Here is a 14,174-nt window from a genome sequence, read left to right as displayed (position 1 = left end):
CGGCTGACAAAGGCCAATCGGCTATTTGATATGCTTAAAATATATTAGACGGAAAAGGCGGGGGAGGACGCAGCGTGCTGGATCACTGCGCCCCGGCAATGCAGATTAAAATGTTTCGCTCAGGGTGGCGACCATCACCGCCTTGATGGTGTGCAGGCGGTTCTCGGCCTGATCGAACACCACGCTGTGTGCAGATTCGAACACCTCATCGGTGACTTCCATGCCGCCGTGCAGCCCGTATTGTTCGGCCATTTGCTTACCGAGCGTGGTCTGGTCGTCGTGAAACGCCGGCAGGCAGTGCAGGAATTTGACGTTCGGGTTACCGGTCAGTTTCACCATCGCCATATTGACCTGATAAGGCTTCAGCAGCGCGATACGCTCCTGCCAGGTTTCTTTCGGCTCGCCCATCGATACCCACACGTCGGTATACAGAAAGTCCGCGTCCTTCACCCCTTCGGCAATGTCTTCGGTCAGGGTGATCTTGGCGCCGGTCTGTTTTGCCAATGCCTGGCACTCTGCCACCAGCTCCGGCTGTGGCCAGCAGGCCTTCGGCGCCACCAGTCGCAGGTCCATGCCCGCCAGGGCGGCAGCTTCCAGCAGGGTGTTGCCCATGTTGTTGCGGGTGTCGCCAAGGTAGGCGAGCTTCACCTCGCTCAGCGGCTTGCCCGGTAGGTGCTCCTGTACGGTCAGCAGATCCGCCAGCAACTGGGTCGGATGGAACTCGTTGGTCAACCCGTTCCACACCGGTACGCCGGCATGGTTGGCCAGGGTTTCCACCAGCGCCTGACCATAACCGCGGTATTGAATACCGTCATACATCCGGCCCAGCACCCGGGCGGTGTCTTTCATCGACTCTTTATGGCCGATCTGGTTGCCGCTTGGGCCCAGATAGGTGACCTGAGCACCCTGATCGAAAGCGGCAACTTCGAAAGAGCATCGGGTACGGGTCGAGTCTTTTTCGAAGATGAGCGCAATATTTTTGCCCTGCAGGTGGCGTTTTTCCTGGCCTTTACGCTTGGCCTGCTTTAACTCGGCCGAAAGCTGCAGCAGCGCCTGAAGCTCCGCCGGGGTGAAATCCATTAACCTTAGGAAGTGACGTTTGTAGAACGGGTTTATGCTACTCATTGCCGTGTATCCTGATTGTTGTTATTGAATTAAAATTCACTTTATATGTATGAATATTCAATTTCAACCCCGTGGGAGAAATCTTTCACGTTTATCGTGGAAGCAATGCCGACGGTGTGTGAAAATAGAAGGAATACAGGCCATTTGACTTGAGGATATAGGCATGGCAAACCGCGAACAGCTAGAAGAACAACGTGAAGAGACCCGCCTGATCATCGAAGAACTGCTGGAAGACGGCAGCGATCCGGAAGCGCTCTACACTATCGAACACCACCTTTCTGCTGAGAAGTTTGAAGTGCTGGAGCAGGCCGCCGTTGAAGCCTTCAAGTTGGGCTACGAAGTGACCGACGCCGAAGAGCTGGAAGTGGAAGACGGTACCCTGGTGATGTGCTGTGACGTGATCAGCGAAATCGGTCTCAACGCCGAGCTGATCGACACTCAGGTAGAGCAGCTGGTGGCGTTGGCGGCACGTTGCGGCGTCAACTACGACGGTTGGGGCACCTACTTTGAAGATCCGAACGGCGAAGAAGGTGACGACGACGAAGAAGAAGGTGACTTCATCGACGAAGACGACGACGGTAAACGCCATTAATTAATCTTGTGGGCCGGCGCTCGCCGGCCCCGCCTATCCCGCCGTTTTTCAAGCCGCAGCGCTAGCTGTAACTTGAAATGCATAGGGCAGTTGAAGCAGATGAAATACCAATCCCTGTTAGCCCCCATTTTAAACTTCCTGCATTGCGAAACCCCAGACGCCTGGATAGACGCCGCCCGTCGTCCGGAAAACCTGCCGCTGTTGCTGACCGACCATATGGTGTGCGAGCTGAAAGCGGCGCAAACCGGCATGTGGCTAATCCGCCGTTACGTGGCAGACAAGGAGAGCGGCGATGCCTTGTTGGCGCTGCTAAGGCCTTATGAAGCGTTTCTGCATGAAGCGCAGGGCGTGCCGGAAGCCTTGTTCCAGCAAAACAATTTCACCCGCAAGATCTTGCCTAAGAACGGCTCGGCCTACGGCCAGGATCTGGCGGACAAGATGGTGTTGCTGATCAAAGAAGAGCTGCATCACTTCTCGCAGGTGCTGGAGATCATGCTGGCGCGGCAGATCCCGTATAAGAAGATCACGGCCAGCCGCTATGCCAAAGGCATGATCCGCGGGATCCGCACCCACGATCCGGCCACGCTGATTGATAAGCTGATTTGCGGTGCCTATATCGAAGCCCGCTCCTGCGAGCGTTTTGCCCGGTTGGCACCGCATCTGGACGACGAGTTAAACCGTTTCTACGTTTCGCTGCTGCGCTCCGAAGCGCGCCACTATCAGGATTACCTGCAGCTTGCCGAACAGATAGCCGGTGGCGACATCAGTGAGCGGGTGGCCCATTTCGGCCGCATTGAAGCAGAGCTTATCCAAACGCCGGACAGCGAGTTCCGCTTCCACAGCGGCGTGCCCGCCTTCGCCTGATAGCCGGGCGCCCGCGCAACTCAGTTACGCCGGTGCGCCCAGCAGCAAATCCACCGCTTTTTCCGCCAGCATAATGGTCGGCGCATTGGTATTGCCGCTGGTGACCTGCGGCATCACCGAGCAGTCGATCACCCGCAGTCGCTCAAAACCGTGCACCCGCAGTTGCAGATCGGTCACCGAGTCCTGTGGCGATTGGCCCATGCGGCAACTGCCTACCGGGTGATACACCGTCTTGCAGAAGTTGCGCACAAACTCCTCCAACTGGGCGTCATCGTTCAACCACGCCGGCTGCGGCATCAGCAGATCTTTGATCAGCGGCTTGAGGGCCGCGGTTTGCAGAAAGCGCAGGCCGAATTTCACCGCGCGCACGCTGCCGGCCAAATCCTCCGGATGGCCGAGGTAATTGGCGTGCAGCTTCACCGGATCGCGCGGATCGCGGCTGCGCAGCAGGACTTCCCCTCGCGCCTTGGGCTGCAGATAACCGACCTTGAGCGTGAAACCGTGGATATTGGGCAGCGGTTCGCCGGGCACGTCGTCCCAGCTGTCGAGCATCGGCAGGAAGTGGATTTGCACGTCGGGCCGGCCGTCACCCTGGCTGTCGGTGAAGGCGGCGCCTTCCAGTACGTTGGAGCTCAGCACGCCGCTGCGAAACGCCAGCCATTCAGTGCCGTGGCGTAGCGCCTGCAGCCCGCGATCGGCACCGTACAGGCTGATCGGTTGCCGGGTGCTGACGTTGATCGACATATGCAGGTGATCGTGGAAGTTCTTGCCCACCGGCAGATCGGCGAGCGGCGTTATGCCCAACTGTTGCAGATGTTCGCGTGGCCCAATGCCTGACAGCATCAGGATCTTCGGCGATCCTACCGCGCCGGCGCTGAGGATCACTTCCTTTGCCGCATGCGCGGTGACTTCGGCACCGCCGTTTTGGCTATACACCACGCCGGTGGCGATGTTGTTGTCCAATACAACGCGGTGCACCAGCGCATTCAGTTTCACCACCAGGCGTTGGTCGTTGCGCACCGCTTTCAGGTAGGTGCGTGCAGTGCTGGCGCGCTCGCCGTTATGGGTGGTGGTCTGGTAGAAGCCGACGCCGTGCTGGCTGTCGCCGTTGAAATCGTTGCGGTAGGGCAGGTCCAGCTCCTGGCCGGCGCGGATAAACGCCATGCTGAGCGGGTGTCGGTAGCGGTTCTCGCTGACCTGCAGCAGGCCCTCACTGCCGTGATAGGTGTCGGACAGGCTCTCGTTGGCCTCGGCACGTTTGAAATAGGGTAGCACGTCCTGATAGCCCCAGCCGACGCAGCCGTAACGTTCGGCCCACTCGTCGTAATCCTGCCGCTGGCCACGAATATAGATCATGCCGTTGACCGAGCTGCTGCCGCCCAACACCTTGCCCTGGGCGATCTGCATGCGGCGGTTGTTGGCGTGCGGCTCGGGTTCGGTTTCGTAGGGCCAGCTTTTTTTGGCGATGATTTTCGCCACGCCGGCCGGCATCTTGATGAATAAATTATTGTCGTCGCCACCGGCTTCCAGCAGTAACACCCGCGCCTGAGTGCGGCGGATCAACTGCGCTGCCAGTACGCAGCCGGCGGAACCTGCGCCGACAATGATGTAATCAAAAGCATTTTCCGACATGACTGCTCCCTGTGCGATTACGGCATGAGCCTGTCATGGCAGAGTATCGCAAGCGGGCGGTAGGTCAATTTCAAATCGTTAATTTGTTAATGAATATCACATAAATTGTTTTTAATTTTTATCAACTAATTGATTTTAATATATAAAAAATAAAATGTTCATATTAATATTTTTTGTGGTTTGCGCAACCGTGACGATACCGGAGCGAAAAATACGCGGTGATAAATATCCGGCGCATTGTTTCTAAACGAAATATTAAATATGAGATTTATCCGAGCGGGAAAGAGGATGTCAGCACAAAAATGCTGCTATATGATGAGCCACTCTGTGGTTGGATAAGATATTAAGAAATATGGACATTTCGATTAATAAATCTAATTATTTAAAAGGGATTGCCATCATATTGATGCTGATCCATCACCTGTTTGCCTACCCGATCCGAATTAGCCCGGATATCCCGGTCTATCATATTGTTAACAGCGTTGATCTTGAAATGTATCTTGGTCTGTTCGGCAAGATTTGCGTTTCGATGTTTCTGTTTCTGTCCGGTTACGGGTTTTCGCTGAAAAAAGAAGTGTCGTTTCACTATATTTGGGGAAAGCTGAAGAATTTATATATCAGCTATTGGATACTGTTATTTATCTTTGTCCCTATCGGCATTTTCTTCTTTCCCGGAGAAAGGTATAGCCTTTCCCTGCCGCTGTTTCTCGAAAACCTGATTGGCATTAAATCCACGTATAACAGCGAGTGGTGGTTCTTCAAACTCTATGTGCTGTACGTGCTTTCTCTGCCGCTGTTGTCGCGGCTGAATATCTACCCTCTGCTGGGGTTGCTGGTTCTGGCGGCGCTGTGCGGCAGAGGGCTACAGTATTTCGCCTGGGCGCCTGAAATCTTGATCGAATATTGCACCTGGCTACTGCCTTTCGGCTTTGGCATGGTGTTTGGCCGCAGCAAGCAAATGCCGGCGGACTTCTGGCTGTCGAAGCTGATTGTTACCCTGAGCCGCACCCATCCGCTGATCTTGCTGATGGTGACGGTGGCGGTGTTTATCGTCGCCCATAATCCGGGGCTGCTGCTGGTGACGCCGCTGTTTATCATCGCGATGATGAAAACCGCAGACGGGCTGGGCAGCACGGTGAATCGGGCGGTGGGCGAGCTGGGCAAGCATTCGATGTACATGTGGCTGACCCACAGCTTCTACTGCTATTACTTTACCCAAAAGCTGATTTTTGCGCCGCGCTATACGCCGCTGATCCTGCTGCTGCTGATTGCGGTGTCCTATCTGACCAGCCTGGTGCTGAGCCGGATTGAGCTGGCGATCAAGGGCAGGGTAACGGCGTAGGGAGGCTGAATGTTGCGCCCGTGATGACCGCGGGCGCAGCAGCAAGATTAAAGCGTTTTCAGCATGGTGACTTCGCAGTCGACGTGGCCGGTGGTGCCCATGGCGTGGTCGATATGTTCGAAGCCCAGATGCTCGTACAGGCCGATGGCCTGCGTCAGGCTGGCGGTGGTTTCCAAATAACAACAGCGGAAGCCCTGTTGACGGGCAAACTCCAGTGCCTGCAGCGCCAGGCGTTTTGCCAGGCCCTGGCCGCGCAAAATCGGCAGGAAATACATTTTCTGTAATTCGCAAATATCGTCGTCACCGCCCTGCAGCGGGGCCACGCCGCCACCGCCGGCAATCCGGCCATCGACTTCTATCACCCAATAAGCGCTGCGTGGCAGGCTGTAGAGCTGATACAAGACGTCCAGATTGGGGTCGGAAACGGTATAGCCTTTGTCCGCCGTCAGGCCGTGCTCGGCAGAGACTTCGCGAATGACATTAGCAATAGCGGCATTGTCGTCAGCCGTTATTGGGCGCACCAGAAGACGTACTGGGGTTGCTGTTGTCATAGTTACACTCGCCATAAAAAGAACCCGAAGGGCTCCGGAATATCGTTTTTTGTGCAGACAAAAACGCGCCGGGGTTATATCTCGGCGGCGTCCATGCAGCTTTAATATCTTGTAATAACATCTATACCCTTCATCTTTCAAGCTGCAGATGTGTTGGCTGCGTTTTCTTACCCCAGTCACTTACTTATGTAAGCTCCTGGGGCTTCGCTCACTTGCCGCCTTCCTGCATCTCGAAATCTATTGGGTATTTATATGGCTGATGCAACGGCGATAAAAAAACAGCGGGGAAATCCCCGCTGTTTTTCAACTGTTGCAGTGAACCGTAAGATTACAGCGCGGCGATGGTCGCCTGCTGTTCCTGCAGCTTCACTTTACCTTCTTTGCAGGCTGCCAGACGTTCGCGCTCTTTGGCGACCACGGCTTCCGGCGCGCGCGCTACAAAGCCTTCGTTGGCCAGCTTGCCTTCGATCGAGGCGATTTCTGCATCCAGCTTGCCCATCTCTTTCGACAGACGCGCGATTTCGGCGTCTTTATCGATAAAGCCGGCCATAGGGATCAGCAGCTCGGCGCCGTCCACCAGTTTGGTGACCGATACCGGGCCTTTGTCACCCGCAGGCAGCAGGGCGATAGACTCCAGACGCGCTAGACGCTCGATAAAGCTCTGGTTCTCCTGCACGCGACGCTGAGCGTCGGCACTGCAGTTGCGCAGCAGCACTTCCAGCTGTTTGCTCGGAGCGATGTTCATCTCGGCGCGGATGTTACGCACCGCGGTGATCGCCTGCTTGATCCATTCCAGATCGTTCAGCGCCTGCGCGTCTTCCAACGCGGCGTCGTACTCTGGGAAGGGTTGCAGCATGATGGTGTCTGCGGTTTCGCCGGTCAGGGTTTTCACGCGCTGCCAGATGGTTTCGGTAATGAACGGGATCACCGGGTGCGCCAGGCGCAGCAGGGCTTCCAGCACGGTGATCAGCGTGTGGCGGGTACCGCGCTGTTCCGCTTCGCTGCCGTTGCTCACGACCGGCTTGGTCAGCTCCAGGTACCAGTCACAGAACTGGTTCCAGGTGAATTCGTACAGGATATTGGCGGCCAGATCGAAGCGGTAGGTGTCCAGCGCTTCGCGGTATGCCTTCACCGTACGGTTGAATTCGGCCAGGATCCAGCGGTCCGCCAGCGACAGCACTTTCTCGCCGCCGTTGAAGCCGCAGTCCTGACCTTCCGCGTTCATCAGCACGAAGCGGCTGGCGTTCCACAGCTTGTTACAGAAGTTGCGGTAGCCTTCCAGACGCTTCATATCCCAGTTGATGTCACGGCCGGTAGAGGCCAGCGCCGCCAGGGTGAAGCGCAGGGCGTCGGTGCCGTGCGGCTCGATGCCGTTCGGGAACTGCTTCTCGGTGCGCTTGCGGATTTTCTCCGCCAGCTGCGGCTGCATCATGTTGCCGGTGCGTTTTTCCAGCAGGTCTTCCAGCGAGATGCCGTCAACCATGTCCAGCGGGTCGATCACGTTGCCTTTCGACTTGGACATCTTCTGCCCTTCGTCGTCGCGGATCAGACCGGTCATGTAGACCGTCTTGAACGGAACCTGCGGCTTGCCGTTTTCGTCCTTCATGAAGTGCATGGTCAGCATGATCATGCGCGCAATCCAGAAGAAGATGATGTCGAAGCCGCTGACCATCACGCTGGTTGGGTGGAAGGTTTTCAGCGCGTCGGTCTGCTCTGGCCAGCCCAGGGTAGAGAAGGTCCACAGGCCGGAAGAGAACCAGGTGTCCAGCACGTCTTCGTCCTGAGTCAGCACCACGTCGGCGCCCAGGTTGTTTTCGCTGCGCACTTCTTCTTCGCTGCGGCCCACGTAGACTTTGCCGTTCACGTCGTACCAGGCCGGGATACGGTGACCCCACCACAGCTGACGAGAGATACACCAGTCCTGAATGTCGCGCATCCAGCTGAAGTACATGTTTTCGTACTGCTTCGGCACGAACTGAATTTCGCCTTGCTCAACCGCTTCCACCGCCACTTTCGCCAGCGGTGCGGTACGTACGTACCATTGGTCGGTCAGCATGGGTTCGATCACCACGCCGCCGCGGTCGCCGTAAGGCACCGTCAGGTCGTGCGGTTTGATCTCGTCGAGCAGGCCCAATTCGTCAAAGGCGGCAACCACTGCTTTACGCGCCGCGAAACGCTCCAGGCCACGGAACTGGGCCGGGATTTCGTTGCAGTAATCGGTGCAGATTTCGCCGAGCGTGTTGAACACTTCCGCTTCCTGGCGGATATCGCCGTCGAAAGTCAGGATGTTGATCATCGGCAGGCCGTGACGTTTACCGACTTCGTAGTCGTTAAAGTCGTGCGCCGGGGTGATTTTCACGCAGCCGGTGCCTTTTTCCATGTCGGCGTGCTCGTCACCGACGATGCGGATGCGACGGCCCACCAGCGGCAGAATGATTTCTTTGCCGATCAAATCTTTGTAGCGCGGGTCTTCCGGGTTTACCGCCACGCCGGTATCACCGAGCACGGTTTCCGGACGGGTGGTGGCGACCACCAGGTAATCTTTGCCTTCGGCGGTTTTGGCGCCGTCAGCCAGCGGATAGCGCAGGTGCCACATGGAGCCTTTGGACTCGCGGTTTTCCACTTCCAGGTCGGAGATGGCGGTGCGCAGTTTCGGATCCCAGTTCACCAGGCGTTTGCCGCGGTAGATCAGATCTTCTTTGTGCAGACGGACAAACACTTCGCGTACCGCATTGGACAGGCCTTCGTCCATGGTGAAGCGCTCGCGCTCCCAGTCCACGGAGTTGCCCAGGCGACGCATCTGGCGGGTGATGGTGCCGCCGGATTCCGCTTTCCACTGCCAGATTTTGTCGATGAACGCATCGCGGCCATAGTCATGGCGAGTTTTGTTTTCTTCTGCGGCGATCTTGCGCTCAACCACCATCTGGGTAGCGATACCGGCATGGTCGGTACCGGCCTGCCACAGGGTGTTTTTACCCTGCATGCGCTGGTAACGGATCATGGTGTCCATGATGGTCTGCTGGAAGGCGTGACCCATGTGCAGGCTGCCGGTGACGTTCGGCGGCGGGATCATGATGCAGAAGCTTTCCTGGCTGGTATCACCGTTTGGCTTGAAATAACCCTGGTTTTCCCAGTGATCGTACAGCTTCTGTTCGATCTCTTTCGGGTCGTATGCGGTATCGAGATGACTGTTTGTCTTTTCCATTTTATATCGTTGTTCAGTGAGTTGGCGGCGTTGCCGTGGTCAAATGGAAGCCGACGCTGCGATAGGCTTTATATCGGTCGCGCGCCAACTGTTTTAAGGTGTCTTCGTAAGGGACGAAGTCTACCACTTCATGGAAAGCAGTAGCAAAATCTGCAAACTGCGGCAGCAGGGCGATCAGCAGATCGCGCGGTGAGTTGCCGCGTTTGCCGGGCCAGCACAGCTCGACCGGGGCACCGTAGTGTGGCCCTTCGCCGGCCAGGTTGTGCGGCACGAACTGGTGCGGATCGCGCTGCCACAGCGCTTCGTCCAACCGCTGGGCCTGTTCCTGGCTTTCGCAGGCGATCAACACCCGCTTGCCGGAGCGCCAGCGTTCGGCGGCAACGGCGCAGGCCACGGCCTCATGCGCGCTGAGCGCACCTGCCGGTTCCGCATGTTCAATTAAATAGAACGTAGCCTGTTTCATATAACCCCTTCATCTTTCAAGCTGCAGCCGTGTTGGCTGCCCTCCCTCACCCCAGTCACTTACCCGTGTAAGCTCCTGGGGATTCTCTCGGTTGCCGCCTTGCTGCAACTCGAAAGCTATTGGGTTTATAAAATTGTGCAGCATTACTAAAAACACAAGGGTACAGCATGCTGTACCCTTGGGGATTATACCTGAATTACCGCTCAGATTTAATCGTCGCCGTTCAGCCCCGCGCGATTGAGCAGGAACTGCGCCAGCATCGCTACCGGACGGCCGGTTGCGCCTTTGGCCTTGCCGGAACGCCAGGCGGTGCCGGCGATATCCAGGTGCGCCCAGCTGTACTTGCGGGTAAAGCGCGACAGGAAGCAGGCTGCGGTGATAGCCCCGCCCGGACGGCCGCCAATGTTCGCCATATCGGCAAAATTGGAGTCCAACTGCTCATAGTACTCGTCGGACATCGGCAAGCGCCACGCGCGATCACCGGCCTGTTCGGACGCGCCGATCAGTTCGTGTGCCAGCGGGTTGTGGTTCGACATCAGGCCGGTGATGTGGTGGCCCAGCGCAATCACGCAGGCGCCGGTCAGGGTGGCAACGTCAATCACCAGCTCCGGATCGAAACGCTCAACGTAGGTCAGGGTGTCGCACAGCACCAGGCGGCCTTCGGCGTCGGTGTTCAACACCTCGACGGTCTGGCCGGACATGGTGGTCAGCACGTCACCCGGACGATAAGCGCTGCCGCCCGGCATGTTTTCACAGCCAGCCAGTACGCCGATCACGTTCAGCGGCAGGTTCAATTCCGCCACCACGCGCATCACGCCGTACACGGTGGCGGCGCCACACATGTCGTACTTCATCTCGTCCATGCTGTCGGCAGGTTTGATCGAGATACCGCCGGAGTCGAAGGTCAGCCCTTTACCCACCAGCACAATCGGCTTGGCGTCCGGGTTCGGGTTGCCTTTATATTCCATCACCGACATCAGCGATTCGTTCTGCGACCCTGCGCCAACCGCCAGATAGGCGTTCATCCCCAGCTCTTTCATCTGCTGTTCGCCGATGACGCGGGTGGTGATGTTGGTGCTGAAGGCGTCCGCCAGTTGACGAGCCTGAGAGGCCAGGTAGCCGGCGTTACAGATGTTCGGCGGCATATTGCCGAGATCTTTCGCTGCCTTGATACCGGAAGAGACGGCCAGACCGTGCTGGATAGCGCGTTCGCCGCTGGTGAGCTCACGGCGGGTCGGCACGTTGAACACCATTTTGCGCAGCGGACGGCGCGGCTCCACTTTATTGCTTTTCAGCTGATCGAAGGTGTAGAGCGTTTCTTTTGCGGTTTCCACCGCCTGGCGCACCTTCCAGTAAGTGTTGCGGCCTTTCACGTGCAGCTCGGTCAGGAAGCAGACCGCTTCCATGGAGCCGGTATCGTTAAGGGTATTGATGGTTTTTTGAATCACCTGTTTGTACTGGCGTTCATCGAGCTCGCGCTCTTTGCCACAGCCAATCAACAGGATGCGTTCGGAGAGAATGTTAGGCACATGGTGCAGCAGTAACGTCTGCCCGACTTTACCTTCCAGTTCGCCACGGCGCAGCAAAGCGCTGATATAACCATCACTGATTTTGTCGAGTTGTTCTGCGATAGGGGACAAGCGGCGCGGTTCGAAAACGCCGACTACAATACAGGCACTGCGCTGTTTTTCCGGGCTACCGCTTTTTACACTGAACTCCATGCACTCTCCTGAATCTTAAAGACAAAGGCAGGCGCTACGGCTAGAATAACGTACTCCGTAACGATCTCCCGCCATTGAGTTAACTAACTATGTTAACCTGAACGGCGTAAATTGCTCTGTTTTGGCGACTATAAGTAAGTTCCTATAGGACACCCAAATGCTAGATGTTGTAATACTATTTTAGCTGTGTTGGTTGCCATATGATGAGAATAAATGGCGGATTAGCGATGAAACTATCGATTTTCCTGCAAAAAGACAAGTTTTCACAGGCGTAATAAGCGTGATCATCATAAGATATCTGGTACGGGAAACGCTAAAGAGCCAAATCGCGATCCTTTTCATCCTGCTTCTGATCTTCTTTTGTCAGAACCTGGTCAAGGTGTTAGGCGATGCGGTGGACGGCGATGTCCCGACAAATTTAGTCCTTTCATTGCTCGCATTGGGTGTGCCGAAGATGGCGCAGCTAATCCTGCCGTTAAGCCTGTTTCTCGGCTTATTGATGACGCTTGGGCGGCTGTATACCGACAGCGAAATCACCGTGATGCATGCCTGCGGGCTGGGTAAGCGCACCCTGATTATCGCCGCGATGGTGCTGGCGCTGATCACCTCCGCCGTGGCGGCGGTCAACGTGTTCTGGGCCGGGCCCATGGCCTCGCGCTATCAGGACGTGGTGATCAGCGAAGCCAAAGCCAACCCCAGCATCGCCGGGCTGGCGGAAGGGCAGTTCAAACCTTCGCAAGACGGCAACGCGGTGCTGTTTATCGGCAACGTAAAAGGCAGCACCTTCAACGACGTGTTCCTGGCACAACTGCGGCCGAACGGCAACCAACGCCCATCCGTGGTGGTGGCTGAGCATGGCCAGATCAACCAAATGAAAGACGGTTCGCAGGTGGTGACGCTGGACAAGGGCACCCGCTTCGAAGGCACCGCGCTGCTGCGTGACTTCCGCATTACCGATTTCAACGACTATAAAGCCGTGGTTGGCCACCGCACGGTCGCCGTGGACGGCAACCAGGCCGAGCAGATGTCGATGCAGACGCTGCTGGAGTCTGACGACCCGGACGCACGCGCCGAGTTCCACTGGCGCCTGACGCTGGTGCTTTCCGTGGTGATCATGGCGCTGTTGGTGGTACCGCTCAGCGTGGTCAACCCGCGCCAGGGCCGTGTGCTGAGCATGCTGCCGGCCATCCTGCTGTATTTGATTTTCTTCCTGCTGCAGACGTCGCTGCGTTCCAACGGCGGCAAGGGCAAACTGGACCCGATGATATGGCTTTGGGTGGTCAACGCGGCGTACTTTGCGATCGCGCTGGCGCTAAACCTGTGGGATACGGTGCCGATGCGTAAGCTGCGTGCACGCCTGAGAGGAGCGGCCTGATGTTTGGCGTTTTAGACCGATATATCGGTAAGACGATTTTCAACACCATCATCATGACGTTGTTCATGCTGGTGTCGCTTTCCGGCATCATCAAGTTCGTCGATCAGCTGCGTAAAGTGGGCCAGGGCGAGTACACGGCGCTGAGCGCCGGGATGTTTACCCTGCTGAGTGTACCGAAAGACATCGAGATCTTCTTCCCGATGGCCGCACTGCTGGGCGCACTGCTCGGGCTGGGGCAACTGGCGACGCGCAGTGAACTGGTGGTGATGCAGGCTTCCGGTTTTACCCGCATGCAGATCGCCGGCTCGGTGATGAAAACCGCTATCCCGCTGGTGCTGTTGACCATGGCGATTGGCGAGTGGGTGGCACCGCAGGGCGACCAGATGGCGCGCAACTACCGTGCGCAGCAGATGTACGGCGGCTCGCTGCTTTCCACCAAAAACGGCCTGTGGGCGAAGGACGGCAACGACTTCATCTACATCGAGCGCGTGGCGGGCGAGAAAGAGCTTTCCGGCGTCAATATCTACCACTTCAACGACCAGCGCAGGCTGGAGACGGTGCGCTATGCCGCCACCGCCAGCTTTGAAGACGGCGTGTGGAAGCTTTCGCAGGTGGATACCTCCGACCTGACCAATGAAAAGCAGGTGACCGGCACCCAGACGCTGACAGGCGAATGGAAAACCAACCTGACCCCGGACAAACTGGGCGTGGTGGCGCTGGACCCAACCTCGCTTTCGATCAGCGGCCTGCACAACTACGTGAAGTATCTGAAACAAAGCGGCCAGGAAGCCAACCGCTACCAGCTGAACATGTGGAGCAAAGTGTTCTCGCCGCTTTCCGTTGCGGTGATGATGCTGATGGCGCTGTCGTTCATCTTCGGGCCGCTGCGCAGCGTGCCGATGGGCGTGCGTGTTGTGACCGGTATCAGCTTCGGTTTCCTGTTCTACGTGCTGGACCAGATATTCGGCCCGCTGAGCCTGGTGTACAACATGCCGCCGGTACTGGGCGCGTTGCTACCAAGCATGCTGTTCCTGCTGATCAGCGTGTATATGCTGCTAAAACGCAGGTAGTGGCACGACAGACGATTTAAAAAGGCGTAGCCATGCGGTTACGCCTTTTTTGTTTCTGGGAGCTCTGCAGCGCGCAGCTGATGATATCGCTACGCACAGTGCACATTATCGTCGATATCATCCGTAGCACGGGCGCCGCACGCCGCGCCCGTGCTGTTTGCCACAGTTATCTCCGATGATATGCGTAGAGGCGCCGCATGCCGTGCCCGTGCCGTTTGCCACAGTTATCCCCGA

General features: G+C 57.0%; 11 protein-coding genes. 5 read left to right on the top strand and 6 right to left on the bottom strand.

Going from position 1 to position 14,174, the window contains the following annotated elements; translation table 11 throughout:
* Positions 1 to 105: 105 nt before the first annotated feature.
* Positions 106 to 1,125 carry an ornithine carbamoyltransferase gene (argF, locus tag ACMGG1_RS21760; protein ID WP_400827036.1) on the bottom strand — a complete coding sequence of 340 codons (1,020 nt, stop codon included), beginning with the start codon at positions 1,123 to 1,125 and terminating at the stop codon, positions 106 to 108.
* Between the two features lie 163 nt (positions 1,126 to 1,288).
* Between argF and rraB the strand changes: the two genes are divergently transcribed.
* Positions 1,289 to 1,717, top strand: a complete 429-nt coding sequence (rraB, locus tag ACMGG1_RS21755; protein ID WP_020825014.1) for a ribonuclease E inhibitor RraB — start codon at positions 1,289 to 1,291, stop codon at positions 1,715 to 1,717.
* A gap of 99 nt (positions 1,718 to 1,816) precedes the next feature.
* Positions 1,817 to 2,581 carry a tRNA isopentenyl-2-thiomethyl-A-37 hydroxylase MiaE gene (gene miaE, locus ACMGG1_RS21750; RefSeq protein WP_187962200.1) on the top strand — a complete coding sequence of 255 codons (765 nt, stop codon included), beginning with the start codon at positions 1,817 to 1,819 and terminating at the stop codon, positions 2,579 to 2,581.
* 24 nt (positions 2,582 to 2,605) lie between these two features.
* Here miaE and ACMGG1_RS21745 read toward each other — a convergent pair whose 3' ends face one another.
* Positions 2,606 to 4,213: a GMC family oxidoreductase gene (locus ACMGG1_RS21745; RefSeq protein ID WP_400827034.1), complete on the bottom strand. Its 1,608-nt coding sequence runs from the start codon at positions 4,211 to 4,213 to the stop codon at positions 2,606 to 2,608.
* A gap of 352 nt (positions 4,214 to 4,565) precedes the next feature.
* On the opposite strand from ACMGG1_RS21745, the gene ACMGG1_RS21740 reads away from it, so the two are divergent.
* Positions 4,566 to 5,555 (top strand): acyltransferase family protein, encoded by a 990-nt coding sequence (locus ACMGG1_RS21740; protein ID WP_414161017.1) that lies wholly within the window; start codon positions 4,566 to 4,568, stop codon positions 5,553 to 5,555.
* A 47-nt stretch (positions 5,556 to 5,602) separates the two neighbouring features.
* Here the strand turns inward: ACMGG1_RS21740 and ACMGG1_RS21735 are convergent, their stop codons facing one another.
* The 4 genes from ACMGG1_RS21735 to pepA form a co-directional block, all read right to left on the bottom strand.
* Positions 5,603 to 6,106, bottom strand: coding sequence for a GNAT family N-acetyltransferase (locus ACMGG1_RS21735; RefSeq protein WP_041414155.1), 504 nt, complete (start codon positions 6,104 to 6,106; stop codon positions 5,603 to 5,605).
* A 328-nt stretch (positions 6,107 to 6,434) separates the two neighbouring features.
* Positions 6,435 to 9,311, bottom strand: a complete 2,877-nt coding sequence (locus ACMGG1_RS21730) for a valine--tRNA ligase (RefSeq protein ID WP_116691369.1) — start codon at positions 9,309 to 9,311, stop codon at positions 6,435 to 6,437.
* A gap of 13 nt (positions 9,312 to 9,324) precedes the next feature.
* Positions 9,325 to 9,774 carry a DNA polymerase III subunit chi gene (locus tag ACMGG1_RS21725; RefSeq protein WP_012005017.1) on the bottom strand — a complete coding sequence of 150 codons (450 nt, stop codon included), beginning with the start codon at positions 9,772 to 9,774 and terminating at the stop codon, positions 9,325 to 9,327.
* A gap of 209 nt (positions 9,775 to 9,983) precedes the next feature.
* A complete protein-coding gene (gene pepA / locus ACMGG1_RS21720; protein WP_020825020.1) occupies positions 9,984 to 11,495 on the bottom strand; it encodes a leucyl aminopeptidase in 1,512 nt (503 codons plus the stop codon).
* Between the two features lie 280 nt (positions 11,496 to 11,775).
* Here pepA and lptF point away from each other — a divergent pair, with 280 nt between their 5' ends.
* On the top strand, positions 11,776 to 12,870 hold the full coding sequence (gene lptF, locus ACMGG1_RS21715) for an LPS export ABC transporter permease LptF (protein ID WP_020825021.1): 1,095 nt from the start codon (positions 11,776 to 11,778) through the stop codon (positions 12,868 to 12,870).
* Positions 12,870 to 13,940 carry an LPS export ABC transporter permease LptG gene (gene lptG / locus ACMGG1_RS21710; protein WP_198640272.1) on the top strand — a complete coding sequence of 357 codons (1,071 nt, stop codon included), beginning with the start codon at positions 12,870 to 12,872 and terminating at the stop codon, positions 13,938 to 13,940. The genes lptF and lptG overlap by 1 nt, the downstream gene beginning before the upstream one ends.
* Positions 13,941 to 14,174 lie beyond the last annotated feature (234 nt).

Origin of the sequence: Serratia sp. BNK-12, from assembly GCF_047456085.1 — a bacterium.
Lineage (GTDB): Bacteria > Pseudomonadota > Gammaproteobacteria > Enterobacterales > Enterobacteriaceae > Serratia > Serratia liquefaciens.
Note: the sequence above shows the minus strand (reverse complement) of the source record. Positions and strands in the feature narration are given on the sequence as shown.

Coding starts and splice junctions, on each gene's coding strand:
- argF (WP_400827036.1), bottom strand. CDS start 1,125: ATGAGTAGCATAAACCCGTTCTACAAACGTCACTTCCTAAGGTTAATG.
- rraB (WP_020825014.1), top strand. CDS start 1,289: ATGGCAAACCGCGAACAGCTAGAAGAACAACGTGAAGAGACCCGCCTG.
- miaE (WP_187962200.1), top strand. CDS start 1,817: ATGAAATACCAATCCCTGTTAGCCCCCATTTTAAACTTCCTGCATTGC.
- ACMGG1_RS21745 (WP_400827034.1), bottom strand. CDS start 4,213: ATGTCGGAAAATGCTTTTGATTACATCATTGTCGGCGCAGGTTCCGCC.
- ACMGG1_RS21740 (WP_414161017.1), top strand. CDS start 4,566: ATGGACATTTCGATTAATAAATCTAATTATTTAAAAGGGATTGCCATC.
- ACMGG1_RS21735 (WP_041414155.1), bottom strand. CDS start 6,106: ATGACAACAGCAACCCCAGTACGTCTTCTGGTGCGCCCAATAACGGCT.
- ACMGG1_RS21730 (WP_116691369.1), bottom strand. CDS start 9,311: ATGGAAAAGACAAACAGTCATCTCGATACCGCATACGACCCGAAAGAG.
- ACMGG1_RS21725 (WP_012005017.1), bottom strand. CDS start 9,774: ATGAAACAGGCTACGTTCTATTTAATTGAACATGCGGAACCGGCAGGT.
- pepA (WP_020825020.1), bottom strand. CDS start 11,495: ATGGAGTTCAGTGTAAAAAGCGGTAGCCCGGAAAAACAGCGCAGTGCC.
- lptG (WP_198640272.1), top strand. CDS start 12,870: ATGTTTGGCGTTTTAGACCGATATATCGGTAAGACGATTTTCAACACC.